Below are 17,139 nucleotides of genomic sequence, written 5' to 3' on the forward strand. Positions count from 1 at the left end.
ATACCGTTAAAAAAACTACTCTAAAAGAGGCTGAGAGTTTCCAGCCAGCGGCCGAGTGCATCGAAATCATCAGCGGTCAATTCTTCGCCCGCTTCCATCGTCACGAAAGGAAGCCCGCGATTCTGCATGATGGCTTGCAGCTTCTGCAGCGTTTCCGCGTCGAGAACGTCTTTCCTGGGCAGCAACAGAGAGAACCGTTTGCCTGGCTCGTTGAACGGGATTTCAGTTCGGCTGGGCACGGTCGACGAGGCCAGTCCATGCAACCGGTCCCGATGATCCCAGGCGAACTGCCAGAGGAACGTCGGCTCAGCACCCGTAACAAACATCGCCGTCATTCCGGCGGCGATCTGGTATTCGTCTTCGACTTCATCCAGACACGTCTCCAGTGATAACGCATCATCGTCCGACCAGACTGCTCCGTCGACTGAGCGGGGCCGCAGCAGAATCAGCCCACGCGTCCGACAGATCCGCTTCCATTCGACCATCTCCTTCCCCGGCAGCGTCTCGCCTTTGCTCGACATCCACATCACAAGCCCGTACTGCCTGCCCGGCCGGTAGTCCTCAGGAACGTACAGGTCGTACTGCAGGTTCACACTGGCCACTTTCCGTTCCAGATCCCCCGTTTCGGGAGGATTGGCGAGGTTCTGCGGTGCTTCCGCCGTAAATGGGAGCGGAATTTCCGCCGGGATCGTGGCCAGAGGATTGCCGAGAGTTGCAGTCAACTCGAGTTGGTTTCCGTCGCGAGTGATCGTCAGGGGGATCTCCTCCCCAGCCGTGCGGACAGAAAGCAGCCGCGCCAGATCGGCGGCATCTGCGATGTCCTGTCCGTCGACGCTGATGATCCGGTCCTTTGCTTTCAATCCCGCCTGAGCAGCTGGTGTGTCAGCCAGAATATGCCGCACGGTGACGCCCGGGTCCGTGGAAATCGCCCGCTGTGGCAGCAATCCGAGTAGACCGTGCTGAAACGCTTCGAGTTCGGCTGCCAGTTCCAGCGAGACTTTCTGTTCTTCCTCGGCCCGTTTGATCGTCAGTGAGAGCGTATCGCCCGCGTACATCCGTCCGACAACCTGCCGCAATTGCGCGACTGTTTCGACCGGCTTCCCGGCTGCGGCAACGACCGTGTCTTTGGCTTCAATTCCAGCTTCTGACGCGGGAGAGTTGGGGCGGACTTCCTGGACGACCAGGTCGGTCATGAACGACGGCGTGGAAGCGAAGCTGATGCCGATCAGTCCGGGCCGCAGATCGTCCCCAGATTTCAGTCGATCCAGCGAGGCGTAGATGTCATGCATTGGCACCGCGAAGCCGATTCCGGAGTCGTACCAGTTCACGCCCCCGGTGCTGTGCGAACCGTCCTGAGAGAGTGGGGTGAGAACCCCGAATACCTGACCACGCAGATTGACGAGCGGGCCTCCGTAGTTCGCAGGAGAAACTTTCGCATCGGTCTGCAGCGCCTTGCCTTCCATCCGCCCAAGGGCACTGATGAGTCCCAGCGAGATGTTCGCCTGCACTTGATCGTACGTCCGGCCCAGCGCGAGCGCCCATTGTCCGACCTTGATTTCCTCTTCCGGAATCGCCTCGCCCGGGATCAGTCCGCTGGCCTCGACTTTAAGCAACGTGAGGTTCTTTAGACGATCGTGAGCAATGACCTGAGCGGGCAGCCGCTGATTCGTTTCAGCCAGTGTCGCCAGTACGGTCGCCGGATTCGCGGAGAAATTGAACGAACTGGTGATGATATAACCGTCTTCGGAAACGACCACACCTGTGGTTGGCCCGGTGCCGGTCAGCATTTCATCGACGACATCGGCTCCGCCGACGGTTTCAATGCGAACCAGCGACGGGCTGGCGGCGACAACCGCCTGCTTGATGACGCGTTCGGCATCGTTCCCGGGAAAGGGAGCCGCCAGCATCTCCCCGGCGAGGGCGAACATCCCGATCAGGAGCGGGAAAATCAGCCGGCTTCGGCGGATCGCGGGCGAATTCAGCATGACACAGTGCCTTCCGTGGGAAAGTCCGGGCCGAGAGAAGAAGGAAAAGAATCCTTCCGCTTCAATCGGCGGAAGTCTCGGAGTTCTCAGAGGATAGTGTCTGTCACTCGCCCCCGGGAAGTCAAGTTCGGCCCGTCGCGGCCCCGGTTTGTCGAGGACCGGCTCAAATCGAGACGGGAAGGACAGTTGCGACGTCACCGCAGAGGGACTCAGGGTTCCCGACGGGAAAGCCGGCCCGTATAATCTGCTGATCGCTGCGTTCCCGTCGCGGTCTTCCCGCTACGGGGCTGCAGCGGACCGACCGCCTGCCGCTTCATTCTTCACAGGATACGCTGTCCCCTTTCATTGCAGGAGACCCACTGACAATGACAGAATCGATCGAACCATCGACGATCGGCTGGAGAGAGTGCGTCGATCTCCCGGACTGGGGAATCGAAGGGATTGAAGCGAAGTCGGATACCGGAGCCCGTTCCTCGGCCATTGATGTCAAGAATCTCCGCTTCGAAGGCGATGATACGGTGACCTTCGAAGTTGCCCTGTCCCGCACCGATCGCAGTCGCACTCGACCGGTCCACGCGAAGGTGAAACGGCGAACGGTCGTCAAATCGAGCAACGGCCATGTCAGCGATCGCATCGTGGTCGAAACAACGCTTCAGGTCGGGCGTGTGGTTAAGACAATCGATGTCAGTCTCGTCTGTCGCAAACGCATGCAATGCCGCATGCTCATCGGACGAACCGCGCTGCAGGAACATTTCGTGGTCGATTCCAGCAAGACTTATCTGCTGACCGAATCCAAATCGAAGCCACGTCGCAAGAAGAGCAAAACGAAGCGGAAGAAGATCAAACGCGATGTCGACCGCTCGGAAGACGCCGCCGCGGCGAACTGAGAGCCGGCTTGCTTCAAACTCGTCCGGTCAGCAGGAACAGCCCAAGCATCAGCAGCCAGATCACGTCCAGAAACCGCCAGTAGACCGCGGCGAGACGCACCCCGTTGTTGAATTCGTGATCGTACCGGCCGCGATAACCCTGCACCGTCACGTAGAACAGTGCGCACAGCCCGGCGATGAAATGCGCCACGTGGAGGAAGACCATCAGAAAGATCGCGGCGGCTGATCGCACGCCCCCCTGCTGTTGCCAGTGCTGTTCGAGCAGGTCTCCCATGCCCCAGGCCTGCAGCAGACAGAATACGCAAGCCAGCACGAGGGAGCTCGTGAGATAAATCCGAAAGGCCTGCTGCCGCTCGCGACGAATCGCCCGGTAGGCGCGGAAAAGCAGATGGCTTCCCGTGAGGAGCAGGACCGTATTGACCAGCAGCAGCGGCGGCAGGTCAAACTGGAGCGGCGGTTCGTCGGTCACAATGTACCGCGTCAGGTAGGCGATGAACGCGGCGACAAAGAAAATCGTGATCGACCCAATCAAGCCATAAACAAGATAGGTCGTCTTTGCAAATTCGGGATAAACCCGAGTTCTCATGGCCGAAACGTCTCTCTGGTCATCACCGGACCGCAATCAGAGCCTTGTGTCAGCTGGCCTGTTCGGTCTGCCCGTATTCGTACTCTTCAATGCGGTGCTGGTACTGATCGGTGTCGGAAATCGCGAACCCGAGGAACAGTGCGACGAAGACCAGCGAGAACACGAACAGAATTGCGTTCAGTGGCTTGTCGTAAATCATGTGCATGAAGAACAGCACGACGAGCGCGCCTTTCACCGTGGCGATGGACAGGGCCACGATGATATCGAATCCCGGCGGAATCAACGGGTTGCCGGCAACCACGACCGTCACGACGGTAAGCACGATCAACGCCACGAACACGCCCAGCAGAATCGCCGGCGGCATGACGTGGGAGAAACCGTGACCATGATCCTCATGATGTTCGGACATTGAACGAAACTCTCTCAACAGCAGTTATGAAAGACAATACAGGAGAACGCGAACGGATCAGTGTCCGATGAGGTACAGCAGCGGGAACAGGTAGATCCAGATCAGGTCGACGATGTGCCAGTACAGCCCGACGAAGTCGACCGGTCCGAAGTAATCCGGCCGGAAATGCTTCTCAACCGCCCGAACCATCAGCCACGAAATCGCGATCATCCCGCAGAGAATGTGGAAGGCGTGCAGTCCGGTCATGAAGTAATAGATGCTGAAGAAGATGTTCGCATTCCGCGGAGCATCGTGATCAGACTTGTCATCAACCGTCGGCCCAGCCGAGGTCATGTCTCCGAGAACGGGGTCCATGGCTTCGCCGGCGATCGTTTCCTGCTTCGACTCGGCGATCGCGGCGGCGGTGTCAATCTCTTTGGCTTCCGACTCCAGCTGATCGTGTTCGTGGCCGTGGCCCGGATCAGCGCCTTCCTTCACAGTCAGACCATGCTCGCCATGTTCTGTGCCCTCATGCTCAGCGTCGTGAGCCGCGTGGGCTTCTCCGTGATCTCCCGCGTGCTGAGCGTGGTGGATCGCGATACTGACCTGAATTCCGATGATGATCGCCACGATGGAAATGGCAAACGAGGCCGCCACTGTTAACGTCGGCCGCGATTTCACCCCGAAGCCAATGCCTGCGAGAATCACCGGGATCGCCAGTGCGAACACCCAGTACTTGGTGATCGTTCCCAGGGAGCTCATGACCCGATCTTCGAACTCGGCTTCCGGGAGTGGATCCCCCACCTTGAAGACCTGGGCGTCGGCTTTCCCAAGGTCTTCGGAAGAGGCGAACGCTCCGGCCCAGAGGAGCCGTTTGTGAGCTTTTTCCGTGTATTCGAAGGTTTTGACGCCAAGGAACAGAGCCGCACAGAACAGCGTGATCCCCAGCAGGATGACCAGACCTTTGTTCTGCCCCAACTGGGCACAACGGACACCCCAGGCCATCGTGAGACTACTGAAGATCAGCACGATCGTATTCATCCCGCCCAGGTACTTGTCGAGGTACTGCGAGGCGTAGATGAAGACTTCCGGATGATTCGCCCGGTACACGGCATAGGCACAGAAAAGTCCGCTGAAGAACAGGACTTCCGTCACCAGAAACAGCCACATCCCCAACTTGCCGGAGTCGAACTGCTGCTCGGCGTTGTCGAAGTGGTGCGCACTGAAGGGCTTATGATGCCAGTCATCGTGACCGTGATCGGTCTGGTGCTCGTCGTGAGGGTCCACGGCTGTCGCCATCGGCTGACCTTTTTTCTGTCTGTCGCAAACGGGCTGACCGCGACAAGGGGCGGTCAGCTGACTCGGGAATAAACGGTTTTAAGTGATTACGCTCGTCGTCAATCAGGCGTGAGCAGGCTGTTCGGTTTCGTCCGGTACAATCGGAACATCGCCACGACGGACGAAGCTTTCGGTATCCGGATCCCAGACCACGGACTGCATATCGTACGGGTTGCCGACAGTCGGCGTCTTTTCGAAGTTAGCCAGCGGCGGCGGCGAAGAACACTGCCATTCCAGCGTGGCGGCTCCCCACGGGTTGGCCGGGGCCTTACGTCCCTTGAACAGCGAGACAATCAGAACCACAGCCGCCAGGAGCAGACCAAAGCCGAGCAGGAAGGCCCCAATCGTTGAAAGGACGTGGTAGACCTGGAACTCGGGCAAATAGTTGTAGTACCGGCGAGGCATCCCGCGGGATCCCATTACGAACTGCGGGAAGAAGGTCAGGTTGAAGGCGACGAAGACAATCAGAGCCGAGATCTGTCCCCAGAACTCGTTGTACATCTTGCCGGTCATCTTCGGCCACCAGTAGAACAGTCCGCCGACGAAGGCCACCAGCGTTCCGCCCATCATCACGTAGTGGAAGTGAGCCACCACGAAGTAGGTGTCGTGAAGGTGAATATCGGTCGCCAGAGCTCCCAGGAACAGACCGGTCAGACCACCAATCGTGAACAGGAACAGGAACGACAGGGCGTAGCACATCGGCGTCGCCAGAACGATCGAACCCTTGTACATCGTTGCCAGCCAGTTGAAGACCTTAATGGCCGACGGAATAGACACGCTGAAGGTTAGAGCTGAGAAGACGATCGTGATCATCTCCGACTGGCCGCTGGCAAACATGTGGTGTCCCCACACGAGGAAGCCGAGCAGAGCGATCGCCATACTACTGAAGGCGATGAAGCGGTATCCGAAGATCGCCTTGCGGCTGAAAGTCGAAATCAGTTCGCTAATGATTCCCATCCCCGGCAGAATCATGATGTACACAGCCGGGTGCGAGTAGAACCAGAAGAAGTGCTGGTACAGAACCGGGTCGCCGCCCAGCTTCGGATCGAAGATCCCCAGACCGAACATCCGTTCGGCCGCCAGCAGCAGCAGGGTAATTCCCAGCACTGGCGTGGCCAGCACCTGAATGATGGCGGTGGCATACAGCGACCACAGGAACAGCGGCATGCGGAACCAGGTCATTCCCGGAGGACGCATCGTGTGAATCGTCACGATGAAATTCAGACCGGTGAAGATCGAACTGAACCCGAGAATGAAAGCCCCCAGCGTCGCCAGAACCACGTTGGTTTGCGACGTATTCGTCGAGTACGGCGTGTAGAACGTCCAACCGGTATCGAGTCCGGTCGTGAGCAGTGCTCCGACGAAGAAGATGGCCCCGAACACCCACAGGTAGAAACTGCAGAGGTTCATTCGCGGGAAGGCGACGTCCTTCGCTCCGAGCATGACCGGCAGAATAAAGTTGCCGAGCGCTCCCGGAATACTGGGAATGATGAACAGGAAGACCATGATCGCACCATGCAGCGTGAACAGCTGATTGTAGGTGTCATGGTTCACGAAGCCCGGCGCTCCCGACAGGTGTTCGGCTCGCAACAGCAGGGCCAGAAAACCGCCGATGAACATCGCCGTCATCGTCCCGATGAGATACATCAGACCGATTCGTTTGTGATCCAGCGTCAACGCCCAGGACAGGAAGCCCTTGCTGGCGGTGAGGTAGTTATCCGCAGACGAATGAGAATCTGAATGAGCGGGCATAACGTGAGAAGTCATGCGCTTGCTCCTTGCGTACTAGAGAGTCAATAAAAATCTGATCGTTGAGAAACCCGTCCGCAGGCGAATTACTGAATCGACTTGATATAGGCAATCACGGCGTCGATCCACTCGTCCTTCATACTGCCCTTGAAGCTCGGCATTTTGGGATCGTATCCCTGCCGGATCTTGGCGTTGGGTTCGAGGATCGATTCGCGAATGTAGTTTTCATCCATCAGCACAGAACCATCGCGGGTCTGCACCTGTTGTCCGAAGTGACCTTTGAACGACGGTCCAACCTTGTTGCTGCCGTCGATCGAGTGACACTGCAGACAGCCGAACATCCCGATGACCTTTTCCCCGGCCTGTTCCAGAGGAATTCGGCCCCCTTCGAGCGGGTCGGAAGCAACTTCCAGCCACTTGTCGAAGGTCTGAGGAACTTCGTCGGTTACGTTGGCTTCGTCGGTCGCGTGAACCACGACCTTCGTAATCATATCAGAGTGCTTTTGACCGCAGTACTCCGTACAGAACAGTTCGAACTTTCCGACTTCTTTTGCTTCGAACCAGAGTCCCGAATAACGGCCAGGAACAACATCCTGCTTCACCCGGAAGACGGGGACGAACAGGCTGTGGATCACGTCCTTGGATTGCATGATGAGCCTGACTGGTGTTCCGACCGGCACGTGAAGTTCGGCGTCAACCGCTCCCGTCCCGTACTTGAACTGCCACGACCACATCTGGGCGGTTACGTTGATGTCGTAGGTTTCCGCCGGAGGGCTCCGCATGTCGACATACCCGGTGAAACCCCACCAGAAGATGCCGAGAACCAGAATCCCCGGAACGACCGACCAGGTGACTTCCAGCGGCGTGTTATGAGACGGACTTTTCTCCGGCTCCTGACCTTCCACGCGGCGATACTTCACCACGAAGTAGCACATCATCGCGACGATGATCACGAAGAAGAACGTCGAGAGCCAGAAGATGAAGTAATAAATCGCATCGACGTTGGCAGCAAAGGTCGATTGCTGCGAGGGAAACGGGTCGAGCAGATTCCGGAATGTTTCCATGGTCAGTCAGTTACCGTAACGAGGTAAAAAATCGTGTTGATTGTCTTCAGGTGGCCGAGATGCCGGGAGCACCGAGCCGTTGTTCTTCGCGACGTGCCTCGCGAGCCGCCCGGCTGCGGGCGACGCGATGACAGGCCCAGAAAATCAGGCCAAGTCCCATGATGCCGAGTCCACCGCCCACCTTCATAATGTTGCGGGCGACCGGAGCATAACGTCCTTCTTCGGCATCGTAGTGAAAGCAGATCAGCAGGAACCGGTCGAACGCGTTGCCAATCTTGCCTTCGCTGGCTTCCACGAGGGAGAGCCGTAATGTCTTTTGCGGGAATTCAATCCCGTAGTGATATCGGGAAATGCGACCGTCCGGCGTGCACATGCAGAACACCGCCGGATGGGAGTATTCCTTCTTCTTCGGCAGGTAAACGTACTCAATGCCCAGGGCATTCGAGAGTCGCCCGATCGAGGCTTCTGGTCCCGTGAGGAAATGCCAGCCAGCGGGATCGGCTGTTGATCCGTAGGATTCCAGATACTTCTGCTTCGTCGCCCGGGCCTGTTCCGGCTTTTCGTTGGGATCGAGACTGACCGAAACAATCCGGTAATCCTTGCCCGCGACCAGATCGACTTCTTTCAGAGAGTTGATCATCCCGTTGAGCTGCAGAACGCAGAGCATCGGGCAATTGGAGTAATTCATTGACAGGACCACGGGGATGTCGCCCTGAAAACATTCCTCGAGTCGGATCGCCCGCCCCGCATCATCGACGAACTGCAGGTCGAGAGGGAGCTTATCGTCAAGATGTTCGACGACGGCCGTCTCGGTCAGAGCTGCCGGCATGAACTGGCTTCGTGGATCCTGCGCAGCGCAGTCTGCGGCAACGGCAGCGAACATCACGCTGACGGCAAGCAGTCCAGGCAGGGCAGGGAAGCAGTTCATGGGAAATCTTATGGTTCTGTTCTTCGTGTTCAGGATTCAGACGGAGGATTGGCCGAGTCGCTGCCCGAGGACTGCGAGCTCTTCATCTCCTCCAGGACTTCGCTCATGGCCTTTTCGATCGGAACCGAGACCGTTCCTTTTTCTCGATCGACCCATGAGTAGGTGTTCAATTCGGTCTGCTGCTCGTCCATCATCTCGTTGGTGAGAACGAGCGGAGCGTCGACGACCTTCTTCTGATGCTCCATGGCCTGGAACTGGTAGTACAACACCTGTGCGGCGACGATGATCACGAAAGTGAGAGCCGCTGAAACGATCCCCACGAGAGTGATCGTGCCGGTATGTAAGTCATCGTAACGAGCCATGGTCGCATCCGTTGTTAGTAATTGCCTCGAATCGGTTGACGAACGCCGTTGGAAAATCGACGTCGCAAGTCGGCTGCAATTGTTCTGATCTGCTGATCGGGGTTTCCTCAGGCAGCCCGGTCATTCTTCATTATGACGGACTCTGACGGTTCAACCAGAGGATCACCCTTCCATCGCGGCGATTCGCCGCACGTTTGCCCGCTGAATCAGCCGCCAGCGGTTACGGCTTAAATGTTGTGGAACGCCAGCGATTCCTGCAGGCGAGGATCTTTGACCGCCAGCAGATTGAAGTCTGCCGACAGTTTCACCATGCCGAAGGTGAACAGTCCCACCACGCCCAGAAGACAGAAGACGTCGATCAATCCAAAGGCCGGCGTCTCGGGAGAGACTTCCGGAATAATCAGCCAGTACAGGTCGATCCAGCACATTACGAGCAGGAACACGGCCCACCAGGTCAGCTGAACCGGATTCCGCTTCACCGTCCGGGACATCAGCCCGAGGAATGGAATCACGAAGTGACCAATGATGAGAGCCATTGAGATGACTTCCCAGCCATTCTCCTGCCGACGCATGTACCAGATCGTTTCTTCCGGGATGTTCGCGTACCAGTACAACAGATACTGCGAGAACGCGATGTAGGCCCAGAAGCAGTTGAATCCGAACAGCAGCTTGCCGATATCGTGGCGATGCTCGGCATTCACGGTTTGTGTCAGGACGCCGTTGCGATTGGCCATGAAGACCATGATGGCCAGCGTGGCGTAGAAGGCGACGTTGGCGTTGGCGAAGTAATAGACGCCAATGATCGTGCTGAACCATCGCGGGTCGAGCGACATGATCCAGTCGATCGAAGCGAAGGTCAGCGAGAGTGCGAACAGGATCAGGCTCACTGCGGCGTAGCGTTCCATCTTCAGACTTAACTGGATATCGCCGGTCTTGTCCTGGCGAGCCGAGGTCATCAGGTAAAAGCGGGCACACAGAATCCAGAAGGCGAAGTAGGCCACCGCACGGATCGTGAACCAGGTCGGGTTGAGGTAGATCTGCTTGTGGTTCAGCAGCGGGTCGTGGGAAGCGACTTCCGGGTTATTCCACAGGAACAGCGTGTCGCTGCCCGAGATCACCAGGAACAGAATCGGCAGGAACATGACGACCAGAGGCACGAAGCCGTTGGTGAGAATCTCAGCCAACCGGCGGACGACCGCACTCCAGCCTGCTCGCGTGATGTGCTGAATCAGCACAAAGAACAGCGCTCCCAGCGAGATGCTCAGGGCGAACGTGAAGTTGTGCAGATAGCTGAACTGCAGGCGTGTCCAGTTGCCGGAAAACGCGGCGATGATGACAGCCAGCAGCAGTCCTGCCACGCCGGCGTACAATGCCAGCGTGCCCAGTTGACCGGAATTCTGCTCGAGCGTTCCGGGCTCTTCAACAGGAAGTGTGTGTCCGTGGTGTGCCATGTTGGTATCAGTCGTCGAAAAAGAGAATCGCTGACTCGAGTGCTTCTTCCAAGCCTCATGTATGGGGAACGGCTTCGATCATCCGCTCCGCCGTCGCTCGTTGCAGCTTCTTTAACCTGTAATGTTGTCTAAGGGCGATCCGTCGCGATCAGTTGGCTTCCGCCTGGAGTCGCTGCTGCTCTTCAGCAGGCAGTTGATCAATCGTTGCCGAACCGGCTCGCTGGAGAGCCCGGACATACAGCACGATCGCCCAGCGGTCCTGAATCGGAATCTGTGAGGCATAACCCGGCATCTTGCGGACACCGTGGGTGATGGTGTTGAATAGTTGGCCGACGTCCTGATTCCGGATCGGCTCGTCGTATAGAGTGATCGGTTTGATCCAGGTGCCGATGCCCGGCGAACCGGCCTGCAGCTCCATCGCCCGGCGGGAAACCAGTCCGTCTCCCTTGCCAGTCATGCCGTGACAGACCGCACAGTAGATGTTGTAACGGGCCTGGCCGCGAGCCATCAGATCTTCCGTCGGCTCCACGGGAAGTTCGGTCACCCAGGGAACGGTCGTCAGATTGAACGTCGTTCCATCCGGATTCTTGGCGTTCGGAAGCAGCATGCTGCGATCGACGTTCTCGGCCTGTTCCGGCTGAAGGCCTTCGGAATAAGCGACGTCTTCATAGAAGTCACCCCGAGCCAGCGTGCCGGCGATCACCGGTCGCATGGTGCGGCCGTCGGCGAAGACCGGCGAGGCCTTCTGTGTCTTGGCCTTCGGCTGGAAGTCCATGTCGGTCAGAATCTCGATGCGGGGCACATCCGAAGGCATGGCTCGCATGCGGGCGATCAACACCAGCGGAATCAGTCCGATCACGAGCAGGAACACGGCCAGAGGAGCCAGCAGCTTCGGCAGCGCGGCATTCTCGTGCGGTTCCATACACGGGGTGACAGACACGGGATTCAGCGAGGTCAGAAACGATTTCGTGTCGGCTTCGTGGAACTTCGGATCTTCCGATTCGATGCCCAGGAAGAAACCGTTCGTGGTCACCTTCTGGAACGGATCGACCAGGAAGATGCGGTTGTAAAGCCGCGGCAGATTGTTCAACGCCAGCATGCCGATCAAGGCACCGAAAGCCGAGAAGAGCACGGTCAGTTCGAATGTCACCGGCATATCAGCAGGAATGCTGAAGAACGGCTTGTTACTGATGATGTACTTGTAGTCCCAGGCGTTCGTGAGGAACTGCAGCGCCAGAGCGGTGGTGGCTCCCACGGCGGCACAGCCGAGCACGATAAACGGCAGCCGCGTCGGCTTCACGCCCATGGCGTCATCGATGCCGTGCACCGGAAACGGTGTGTAGCAGTCGAAGCTCTTGAAGCCGGCGTCGCGCGTCTTTTCGGCGGCGTGCATCAGCGAAGGAACATCGTCGAACTGAGCCACGTAGCCTGCGAGCGTCGGCTCGGGCGAAGCCTGAGGTTCGGCTGCGGTTTGATGTTCAACGTCTGTTGACATAGGGACCTCTTAGGTATCTACAGGGGAGAGTTCGTGACTCTCGCTTCGGTATGAAGGATCTCGTTGTTCTGTGTGGGTCTCAGCTGCTGCTTAGATCTCGGCCGTCTTCGGGTCCGGATCACGATGCTGGGCGTCCGGCATAATGCTCTTCACTTCGGCCATGGCGACCACCGGCAGGAACCGGCAGAACAGCAGGAACAGTGTGGAAAACAGACCGAAGCTCCCGATGAGCATCAGGACGTCGATCGGTGTCGGAGTGAAGTACCCCCAGCTCGACGGCAGGAAGTCGCGGCTCAGCGAGGTCACCGTGATCACGAATCGTTCGAACCACATCCCGATGTTCACGAAGATGCAAATGATGACCATGAAGATCGGATTGGTTCGGCACCATTTGATCCAGAAGAACTGCGGGCTGATCACGTTGCAGGAAACCATCGTCCAGTAAGCCCACCAGTACGGCCCGAAGGCACGGTTGACGAAGGCGAACTGTTCGTAGGGATTACCGCCGTACCAGGCGATGAAGAACTCCATCGCGTAGGCGTATCCGACGATCGTTCCGGTCGCCAGAATGATCTTGCACATGTTCTCCAGGTGCCGCGGCGTGATGATGTCTTCCAGGCCACACAGCTTACGAGCCGGCACGAGCAGCGTGACCACCATGGCGAAGCCACTGAAGATGGCCCCGGCGACGAAGTACGGCGGGAAGATCGTGGTGTGCCAGCCAGGCAGCTGCGAAACGGCGAAGTCGAACGACACGATGGTATGCACGGAAAGCACCAGCGGGGTCGCCAGGGCGGCCAGCAGCAGGTAAGCCTTCTCGTAGCGGCTCCAGGCGCGAGCCGAACCGGTCCAGCCGAGGGAGAGCACGCCGTACACGATCTGGCGAACGCGGCTCGTGGCCCGATCGCGGAAGGTTGCGAGATCGGGAATCATCCCCATGTACCAGAAGAGCAGTGACACGGTCGCGTACGTCGAAACGGCGAACACGTCCCACAGCAGTGGACTACGGAACTGCGGCCAGAGCAGCATGGTGTTCGGCAGCGGGAACAGGAAGTAAGCGAACCAGACACGACCGATGTGAATCCCGGGGAACAGACCGGCACAGATGACGGCAAAGATCGTCATGGCCTCAGCCGCCCGGTTAATTCCCGTTCGCCAGTTCTGACGGAACAGGAATAGAATCGCGGAAATCAGCGTACCGGCGTGACCGATACCGACCCAGAACACAAAGTTCACGATCGGCCAGCCCCAGAAGACTGGAGACATGTTTCCCCAGACCCCGACCCCGTTCAGCAGCAGATGCACAATGCACATCTTGAGGATGATCAACCAGACGATCGAAATCCCCAGCGCGACGAAATACATCGGCGGGACCTTCGGCTTCTCGGCCAGTACGCAAACCTGGTCGGTCACCGTCTGGTAGTTGTTATCGCCGGTGACAAGCGGAGCCCGCTGTCCCGGGATTTCCTTTGTATTGTCGTAAGAACCGAGGGAAATCGAAGCCATAGTTCAACTCAACCAGGTCTAAGTAAAAGTACGTTCTGTCTGCCTGTGATTATTCGGTGGTGCCAACCGGAGTGGACGTTCCAGCGGGAGTCGAAGTCCCTGCCGGTGTCGAAGTTCCGGTCGGAGTGCTGTGTCCCGGATCGGCGGCATGATGATCTGCCTTGCCGTGAGCGTCATGACCATGGGCATCGTGACCGTGATCGTCATGACCATGCTCGGCTTCATGATGCGTGCCGTGCTCGTCGCCGTGTTCGGCATGTTCTTCGTCGTGACCATGCTCACCCGGCTGCAGGTAGTAACCGTCCTTCAGAGACGGATGCGGGTTCCGAATCCGGGCCAGATACTGCGTCCGTGGCTTCGTATTCAGTTCCGCCAGCATGCCGTAAGTTCGCGGGTTGGCGTGGTTGATCGCGACCTGGCTCTTGTCGTCCTGAATGTTGCCGAACACGATCGCGTTCGTCGGGCAGGCTTCCTGACAGGCGGTTTCGATTTCTCCATCGCGAACCAGACGCCGCTCGTTTTTGGCGACGATCTTCGTGTTCTGAATTCGCTGCACGCAGTAGGTACACTTCTCCATGACCCCGCGGCTGCGAATCGTCACTTCCGGATTCATCACCAGCTGAACCAGCTGCTTCTGCTCTTCCATCAACGGCAGAGCGTTGCTGTAGTAGTTGAAGCGACGAACCTTGTATGGACAGTTGTTGGCACAGTACCGCGTTCCGATACAGCGGTTGTACGCCATATCGTTCAGGCCTTCGTGGCTGTGAACCGTGGCGGCGACCGGGCAGACCTGTTCGCACGGAGCGTTTTCACACTGCATGCAGAGCACGGGCTGTGTCGAGATGCCGACGTTCTCCGGCTGATCGGGATCGCCAACGAAGTAGCGGTCGATGCGGATCCAGTGCATCTCGCGGTTGCGGGCAACCTGATCCTTACCGACGACCGGCACGTTGTTCTCGGCCTGACAGGAGACCGTACACGCATTACAGCCGACGCAGCGGGCGAGATCGATGCTCATGCCCCACTGATAGTCGCCGGTCCAATCGCGTTCTTCCCACAGCGATTCGATTCGCGGCGGCATGTGCACGCGATGCGTCGCGAACGACGGATGTTCTTCGTATTCCTCTTTGGTGCCTTCGCGGACCAGAGCTCCGACTCGCTTGCCGATTTCGTTCATCCCGGCAACATCGATTGCCCAGTGCGACTGAGTCGTCGCCAGCGGATAGTTCGCACCGACTGGCGTCACCTTCACGCTATTGTCGTAGCCCATCGCACCGAGAGCCATCACATCGTAGGTGCTGCTGCCGACGGTCGGAACATCGTCCTGAGCACATCCCCCGACATGTCCGGCCAGCGTGCGGCCGTAACCGATGCAGACGCCGTAGGTGTTGTCGGCAATGCCCGGCATCTGGAAGATCGGGACGGTCATCTTGTAGTCGCCACGAGCGATCGTAACCTGATCGCCATCCTTGAGCCCCTGCTTCTTCGCAGTATTCGGGCTGATAATGGCAACGTTGTCCCATGTCACTTTGGTCAGCGGCTTCGGCGTTTCCTGCAACCAGGCGTTGTTGGCATAGCGACCGTCGTAAACGGTGTCATCCGGGAGATAAACGACTTCGGCAGCCGGTGCATCCCCTTCAGCGGACGCGGAGCCGATCGAGTCGAACCAACCCGCCAGACGCCCTTCGAGATCGCCGCTCACTTGTGGAGACGAAACGGCGGCCAGCGCGGAGTCCCTCAGGAAGCCATCGTGAACGGCCCGTTCCCAATTTCGTCCGCTGGTGCCCGGCACGAGCGTTTCAATCGTCTGACGGACAATTGCCTGTCCATCCTTCACCGACTGGTTGAGCAGCAGGGCGAGGAATTCGATCTGCGAACGACCGTGGTGCAGCGGCTGAATGAGCGGCTGCTGGATACCGACCGTGCCGTCCCAGCTGCGGCCATCGCCCCAGGCTTCCAGGTCATGAGTTTCGGGCACATACCAGGTGCAGAGTTCCGAAGTTTCGTCGTCGTATTCACCCAGACGAATCGAAGTCGGCACCTTGGCGATCAACTCGTCCAGGCCGAGCTCAGCCGGGGCGTTGTAGGCCGGGTTTCCGCCGAGAACGATCAGCGTTTTAACGGTTCCGGCTTTGAGGTCATCGACCAGTGTCCGCAGGCCCTCGATATGAGTCGGCCGATCGGAGCCTGGTGCGGAGACAGCCGTGACTGTCTGGCCGAGATTGCCAAGCAGGCTGTTGAGCTGCAGGCAGGCGGCGTGAACTTCCGCAGGCTGACGCGGGCCAGCCACAATCAGGGAGCGGCCGCGATGTGAGGTTAAGTCGTCGACGATGGCATTGAGAAACGCCTGCTTCGGATCGTTCTCGCCAGCGGCGGGAGTTTCGGTAGCACCGCCGAGCGCACCCTGCAGACGATCCCGCAGTTCCGCCACGAACGCACCAATCTGGGAGGTGGCCAGCGGGAAACGATGATCGGCTACCATGCCGAGCGAGGAGTAGCAGCTTTCGACGGCGTAGACGCGGTTCATCTCGCCATCTTCAGGAACGCGACGGTTCGCCCACTCTTTGGAATGGCGGAGCGCTTCAGGATGGAAGTCGAGCAGATCGGAATCGAGTCCGACGATGACGTCTGCGTTCTCCAGCTGATAGCGGGTGCGGAGCCGGCTGCCGAGGGCCATTTCGGCTCCGAGCAACTCGTTGTCTCGAGAGAGAGGCTCGTATTCGATCCACTGCGCGGTCGGCAATGCCTGCTGGAACTCTTCCTTCAGACGCAGACGCGACGGGGAAGAACTGGCGGACGCGAGCACGCGGACATCAGCTCCGCCGTTGCCCTGGACGTTCGAGAGCCAGCCTGCTGAGAACTTCTCGAACTGCTGCCACGTGCGCGCCTGACGACCCGACTTGGTCTTCTCACGCAGCACAGCGACATCGTTCGGGTTGTATAGATTGTTGTGGCCGCCCGTTTCCACGTCCCGCGCGATGCGATCCGGGTCATAAAGGCCAAGGACGCTTCCCTGGGTCAGACCATCGGTTCCGGCAAAGCCCTGCGGATGCTCGCGATTGACGTCGAGCTTGATGGGGCGTCCATCGATCGAGGTCGCCAGCACACCAATTGCAACGCCGGAACGCTCGAGCAGTGTCGCGTACTTCACCGGCACGCCGGGAATGCGGTTCGCGGGCCGCTGCACGTAGGTGAGGATCTTCTCGTCTTCCCAACGACAGCCGGCAACGCCAGCCAGCGTGAGCGAAGCCCCCATCACCTGCAGCCAGCGACGACGGGACACGCCTTCCGGAATAACCGAAGCCGCTTCCGGAAACTCCCGGTGCAGATACTCGTGAAAGGCCGGTTGCTCGTAATACTCTTCCAGACTACGCCAGTATTTTGCCATGGATCTCAGGAT

General features: G+C 58.5%; 13 protein-coding genes. 1 reads left to right on the plus strand and 12 read right to left on the minus strand.

The window, feature by feature from the left end:
• Nucleotides 1-20: 20 nt before the first annotated feature.
• Nucleotides 21-1,985 (minus strand): PDZ domain-containing protein, encoded by a 1,965-nt coding sequence (locus L1A08_RS15385; RefSeq protein WP_238757330.1) that lies wholly within the window; start codon nucleotides 1,983-1,985, stop codon nucleotides 21-23.
• A 365-nt stretch (nucleotides 1,986-2,350) separates the two neighbouring features.
• Between L1A08_RS15385 and L1A08_RS15390 the strand changes: the two genes are divergently transcribed.
• Nucleotides 2,351-2,872 carry an ATP-dependent zinc protease family protein gene (locus L1A08_RS15390; protein ID WP_238757331.1) on the plus strand — a complete coding sequence of 174 codons (522 nt, stop codon included), beginning with the start codon at nucleotides 2,351-2,353 and terminating at the stop codon, nucleotides 2,870-2,872.
• Between the two features lie 13 nt (nucleotides 2,873-2,885).
• Here L1A08_RS15390 and L1A08_RS15395 read toward each other — a convergent pair whose 3' ends face one another.
• From L1A08_RS15395 to L1A08_RS15445, 11 genes are all read right to left on the minus strand, one after another.
• Nucleotides 2,886-3,458, minus strand: a complete 573-nt coding sequence (locus L1A08_RS15395) for a cytochrome c oxidase subunit 3 (RefSeq protein WP_238757332.1) — start codon at nucleotides 3,456-3,458, stop codon at nucleotides 2,886-2,888.
• 49 nt (nucleotides 3,459-3,507) lie between these two features.
• Complete coding sequence (locus tag L1A08_RS15400) at nucleotides 3,508-3,867, minus strand: cytochrome C oxidase subunit IV family protein (protein ID WP_238757333.1); 360 nt, start codon at nucleotides 3,865-3,867, stop codon at nucleotides 3,508-3,510.
• 57 nt (nucleotides 3,868-3,924) lie between these two features.
• Nucleotides 3,925-5,145, minus strand: a complete 1,221-nt coding sequence (locus tag L1A08_RS15405; RefSeq protein WP_238757334.1) for a cytochrome c oxidase subunit 3 — start codon at nucleotides 5,143-5,145, stop codon at nucleotides 3,925-3,927.
• Nucleotides 5,146-5,247: 102 nt separating this feature from the next.
• The gene (gene ctaD, locus L1A08_RS15410; protein ID WP_238757335.1) at nucleotides 5,248-6,951 is read right to left on the minus strand and encodes a cytochrome c oxidase subunit I; all 1,704 of its coding nucleotides are present in this window, start codon (nucleotides 6,949-6,951) and stop codon (nucleotides 5,248-5,250) included.
• A 68-nt stretch (nucleotides 6,952-7,019) separates the two neighbouring features.
• Nucleotides 7,020-7,997: a cytochrome c oxidase subunit II gene (gene coxB, locus L1A08_RS15415; RefSeq protein ID WP_238757336.1), complete on the minus strand. Its 978-nt coding sequence runs from the start codon at nucleotides 7,995-7,997 to the stop codon at nucleotides 7,020-7,022.
• 46 nt (nucleotides 7,998-8,043) lie between these two features.
• Entirely contained in the window at nucleotides 8,044-8,826 is a 783-nt protein-coding gene (locus L1A08_RS15420) for an SCO family protein (RefSeq protein WP_238757337.1), read from the minus strand.
• A gap of 128 nt (nucleotides 8,827-8,954) precedes the next feature.
• Complete coding sequence (locus tag L1A08_RS15425) at nucleotides 8,955-9,287, minus strand: hypothetical protein (protein ID WP_238757338.1); 333 nt, start codon at nucleotides 9,285-9,287, stop codon at nucleotides 8,955-8,957.
• 227 nt (nucleotides 9,288-9,514) lie between these two features.
• A complete protein-coding gene (locus L1A08_RS15430; RefSeq protein WP_238757339.1) occupies nucleotides 9,515-10,738 on the minus strand; it encodes a quinol:cytochrome C oxidoreductase in 1,224 nt (407 codons plus the stop codon).
• 148 nt (nucleotides 10,739-10,886) lie between these two features.
• Nucleotides 10,887-12,233 (minus strand): quinol:electron acceptor oxidoreductase subunit ActD, encoded by a 1,347-nt coding sequence (locus L1A08_RS15435; protein WP_238757340.1) that lies wholly within the window; start codon nucleotides 12,231-12,233, stop codon nucleotides 10,887-10,889.
• 90 nt (nucleotides 12,234-12,323) lie between these two features.
• Nucleotides 12,324-13,739, minus strand: a complete 1,416-nt coding sequence (gene nrfD, locus L1A08_RS15440) for an NrfD/PsrC family molybdoenzyme membrane anchor subunit (protein ID WP_238757341.1) — start codon at nucleotides 13,737-13,739, stop codon at nucleotides 12,324-12,326.
• 49 nt (nucleotides 13,740-13,788) lie between these two features.
• On the minus strand, nucleotides 13,789-17,127 hold the full coding sequence (locus tag L1A08_RS15445) for a TAT-variant-translocated molybdopterin oxidoreductase (protein ID WP_261362885.1): 3,339 nt from the start codon (nucleotides 17,125-17,127) through the stop codon (nucleotides 13,789-13,791).
• Between the last annotated feature and the right edge of the window lie 12 nt (nucleotides 17,128-17,139).

Source organism: Rubinisphaera margarita, from assembly GCF_022267515.1.
GTDB classification, from domain to species: domain Bacteria; phylum Planctomycetota; class Planctomycetia; order Planctomycetales; family Planctomycetaceae; genus Rubinisphaera; species Rubinisphaera margarita.

What these genes read in the sequence shown, in the direction of transcription:
- coxB (WP_238757336.1), bottom strand. Translation starts at nt 7,997, where the DNA reads ATGGAAACATTCCGGAATCTGCTCGACCCGTTTCCCTCGCAGCAATCG.
- L1A08_RS15405 (WP_238757334.1), bottom strand. Translation starts at nt 5,145, where the DNA reads ATGGCGACAGCCGTGGACCCTCACGACGAGCACCAGACCGATCACGGT.
- nrfD (WP_238757341.1), bottom strand. Translation starts at nt 13,739, where the DNA reads ATGGCTTCGATTTCCCTCGGTTCTTACGACAATACAAAGGAAATCCCG.
- L1A08_RS15425 (WP_238757338.1), bottom strand. Translation starts at nt 9,287, where the DNA reads ATGGCTCGTTACGATGACTTACATACCGGCACGATCACTCTCGTGGGG.
- L1A08_RS15395 (WP_238757332.1), bottom strand. Translation starts at nt 3,458, where the DNA reads ATGAGAACTCGGGTTTATCCCGAATTTGCAAAGACGACCTATCTTGTT.
- L1A08_RS15420 (WP_238757337.1), bottom strand. Translation starts at nt 8,826, where the DNA reads ATGCCGGCAGCTCTGACCGAGACGGCCGTCGTCGAACATCTTGACGAT.
- L1A08_RS15390 (WP_238757331.1), top strand. Translation starts at nt 2,351, where the DNA reads ATGACAGAATCGATCGAACCATCGACGATCGGCTGGAGAGAGTGCGTC.
- L1A08_RS15435 (WP_238757340.1), bottom strand. Translation starts at nt 12,233, where the DNA reads ATGTCAACAGACGTTGAACATCAAACCGCAGCCGAACCTCAGGCTTCG.
- L1A08_RS15430 (WP_238757339.1), bottom strand. Translation starts at nt 10,738, where the DNA reads ATGGCACACCACGGACACACACTTCCTGTTGAAGAGCCCGGAACGCTC.
- L1A08_RS15445 (WP_261362885.1), bottom strand. Translation starts at nt 17,127, where the DNA reads ATGGCAAAATACTGGCGTAGTCTGGAAGAGTATTACGAGCAACCGGCC.
- L1A08_RS15400 (WP_238757333.1), bottom strand. Translation starts at nt 3,867, where the DNA reads ATGTCCGAACATCATGAGGATCATGGTCACGGTTTCTCCCACGTCATG.
- L1A08_RS15385 (WP_238757330.1), bottom strand. Translation starts at nt 1,985, where the DNA reads ATGCTGAATTCGCCCGCGATCCGCCGAAGCCGGCTGATTTTCCCGCTC.
- ctaD (WP_238757335.1), bottom strand. Translation starts at nt 6,951, where the DNA reads ATGACTTCTCACGTTATGCCCGCTCATTCAGATTCTCATTCGTCTGCG.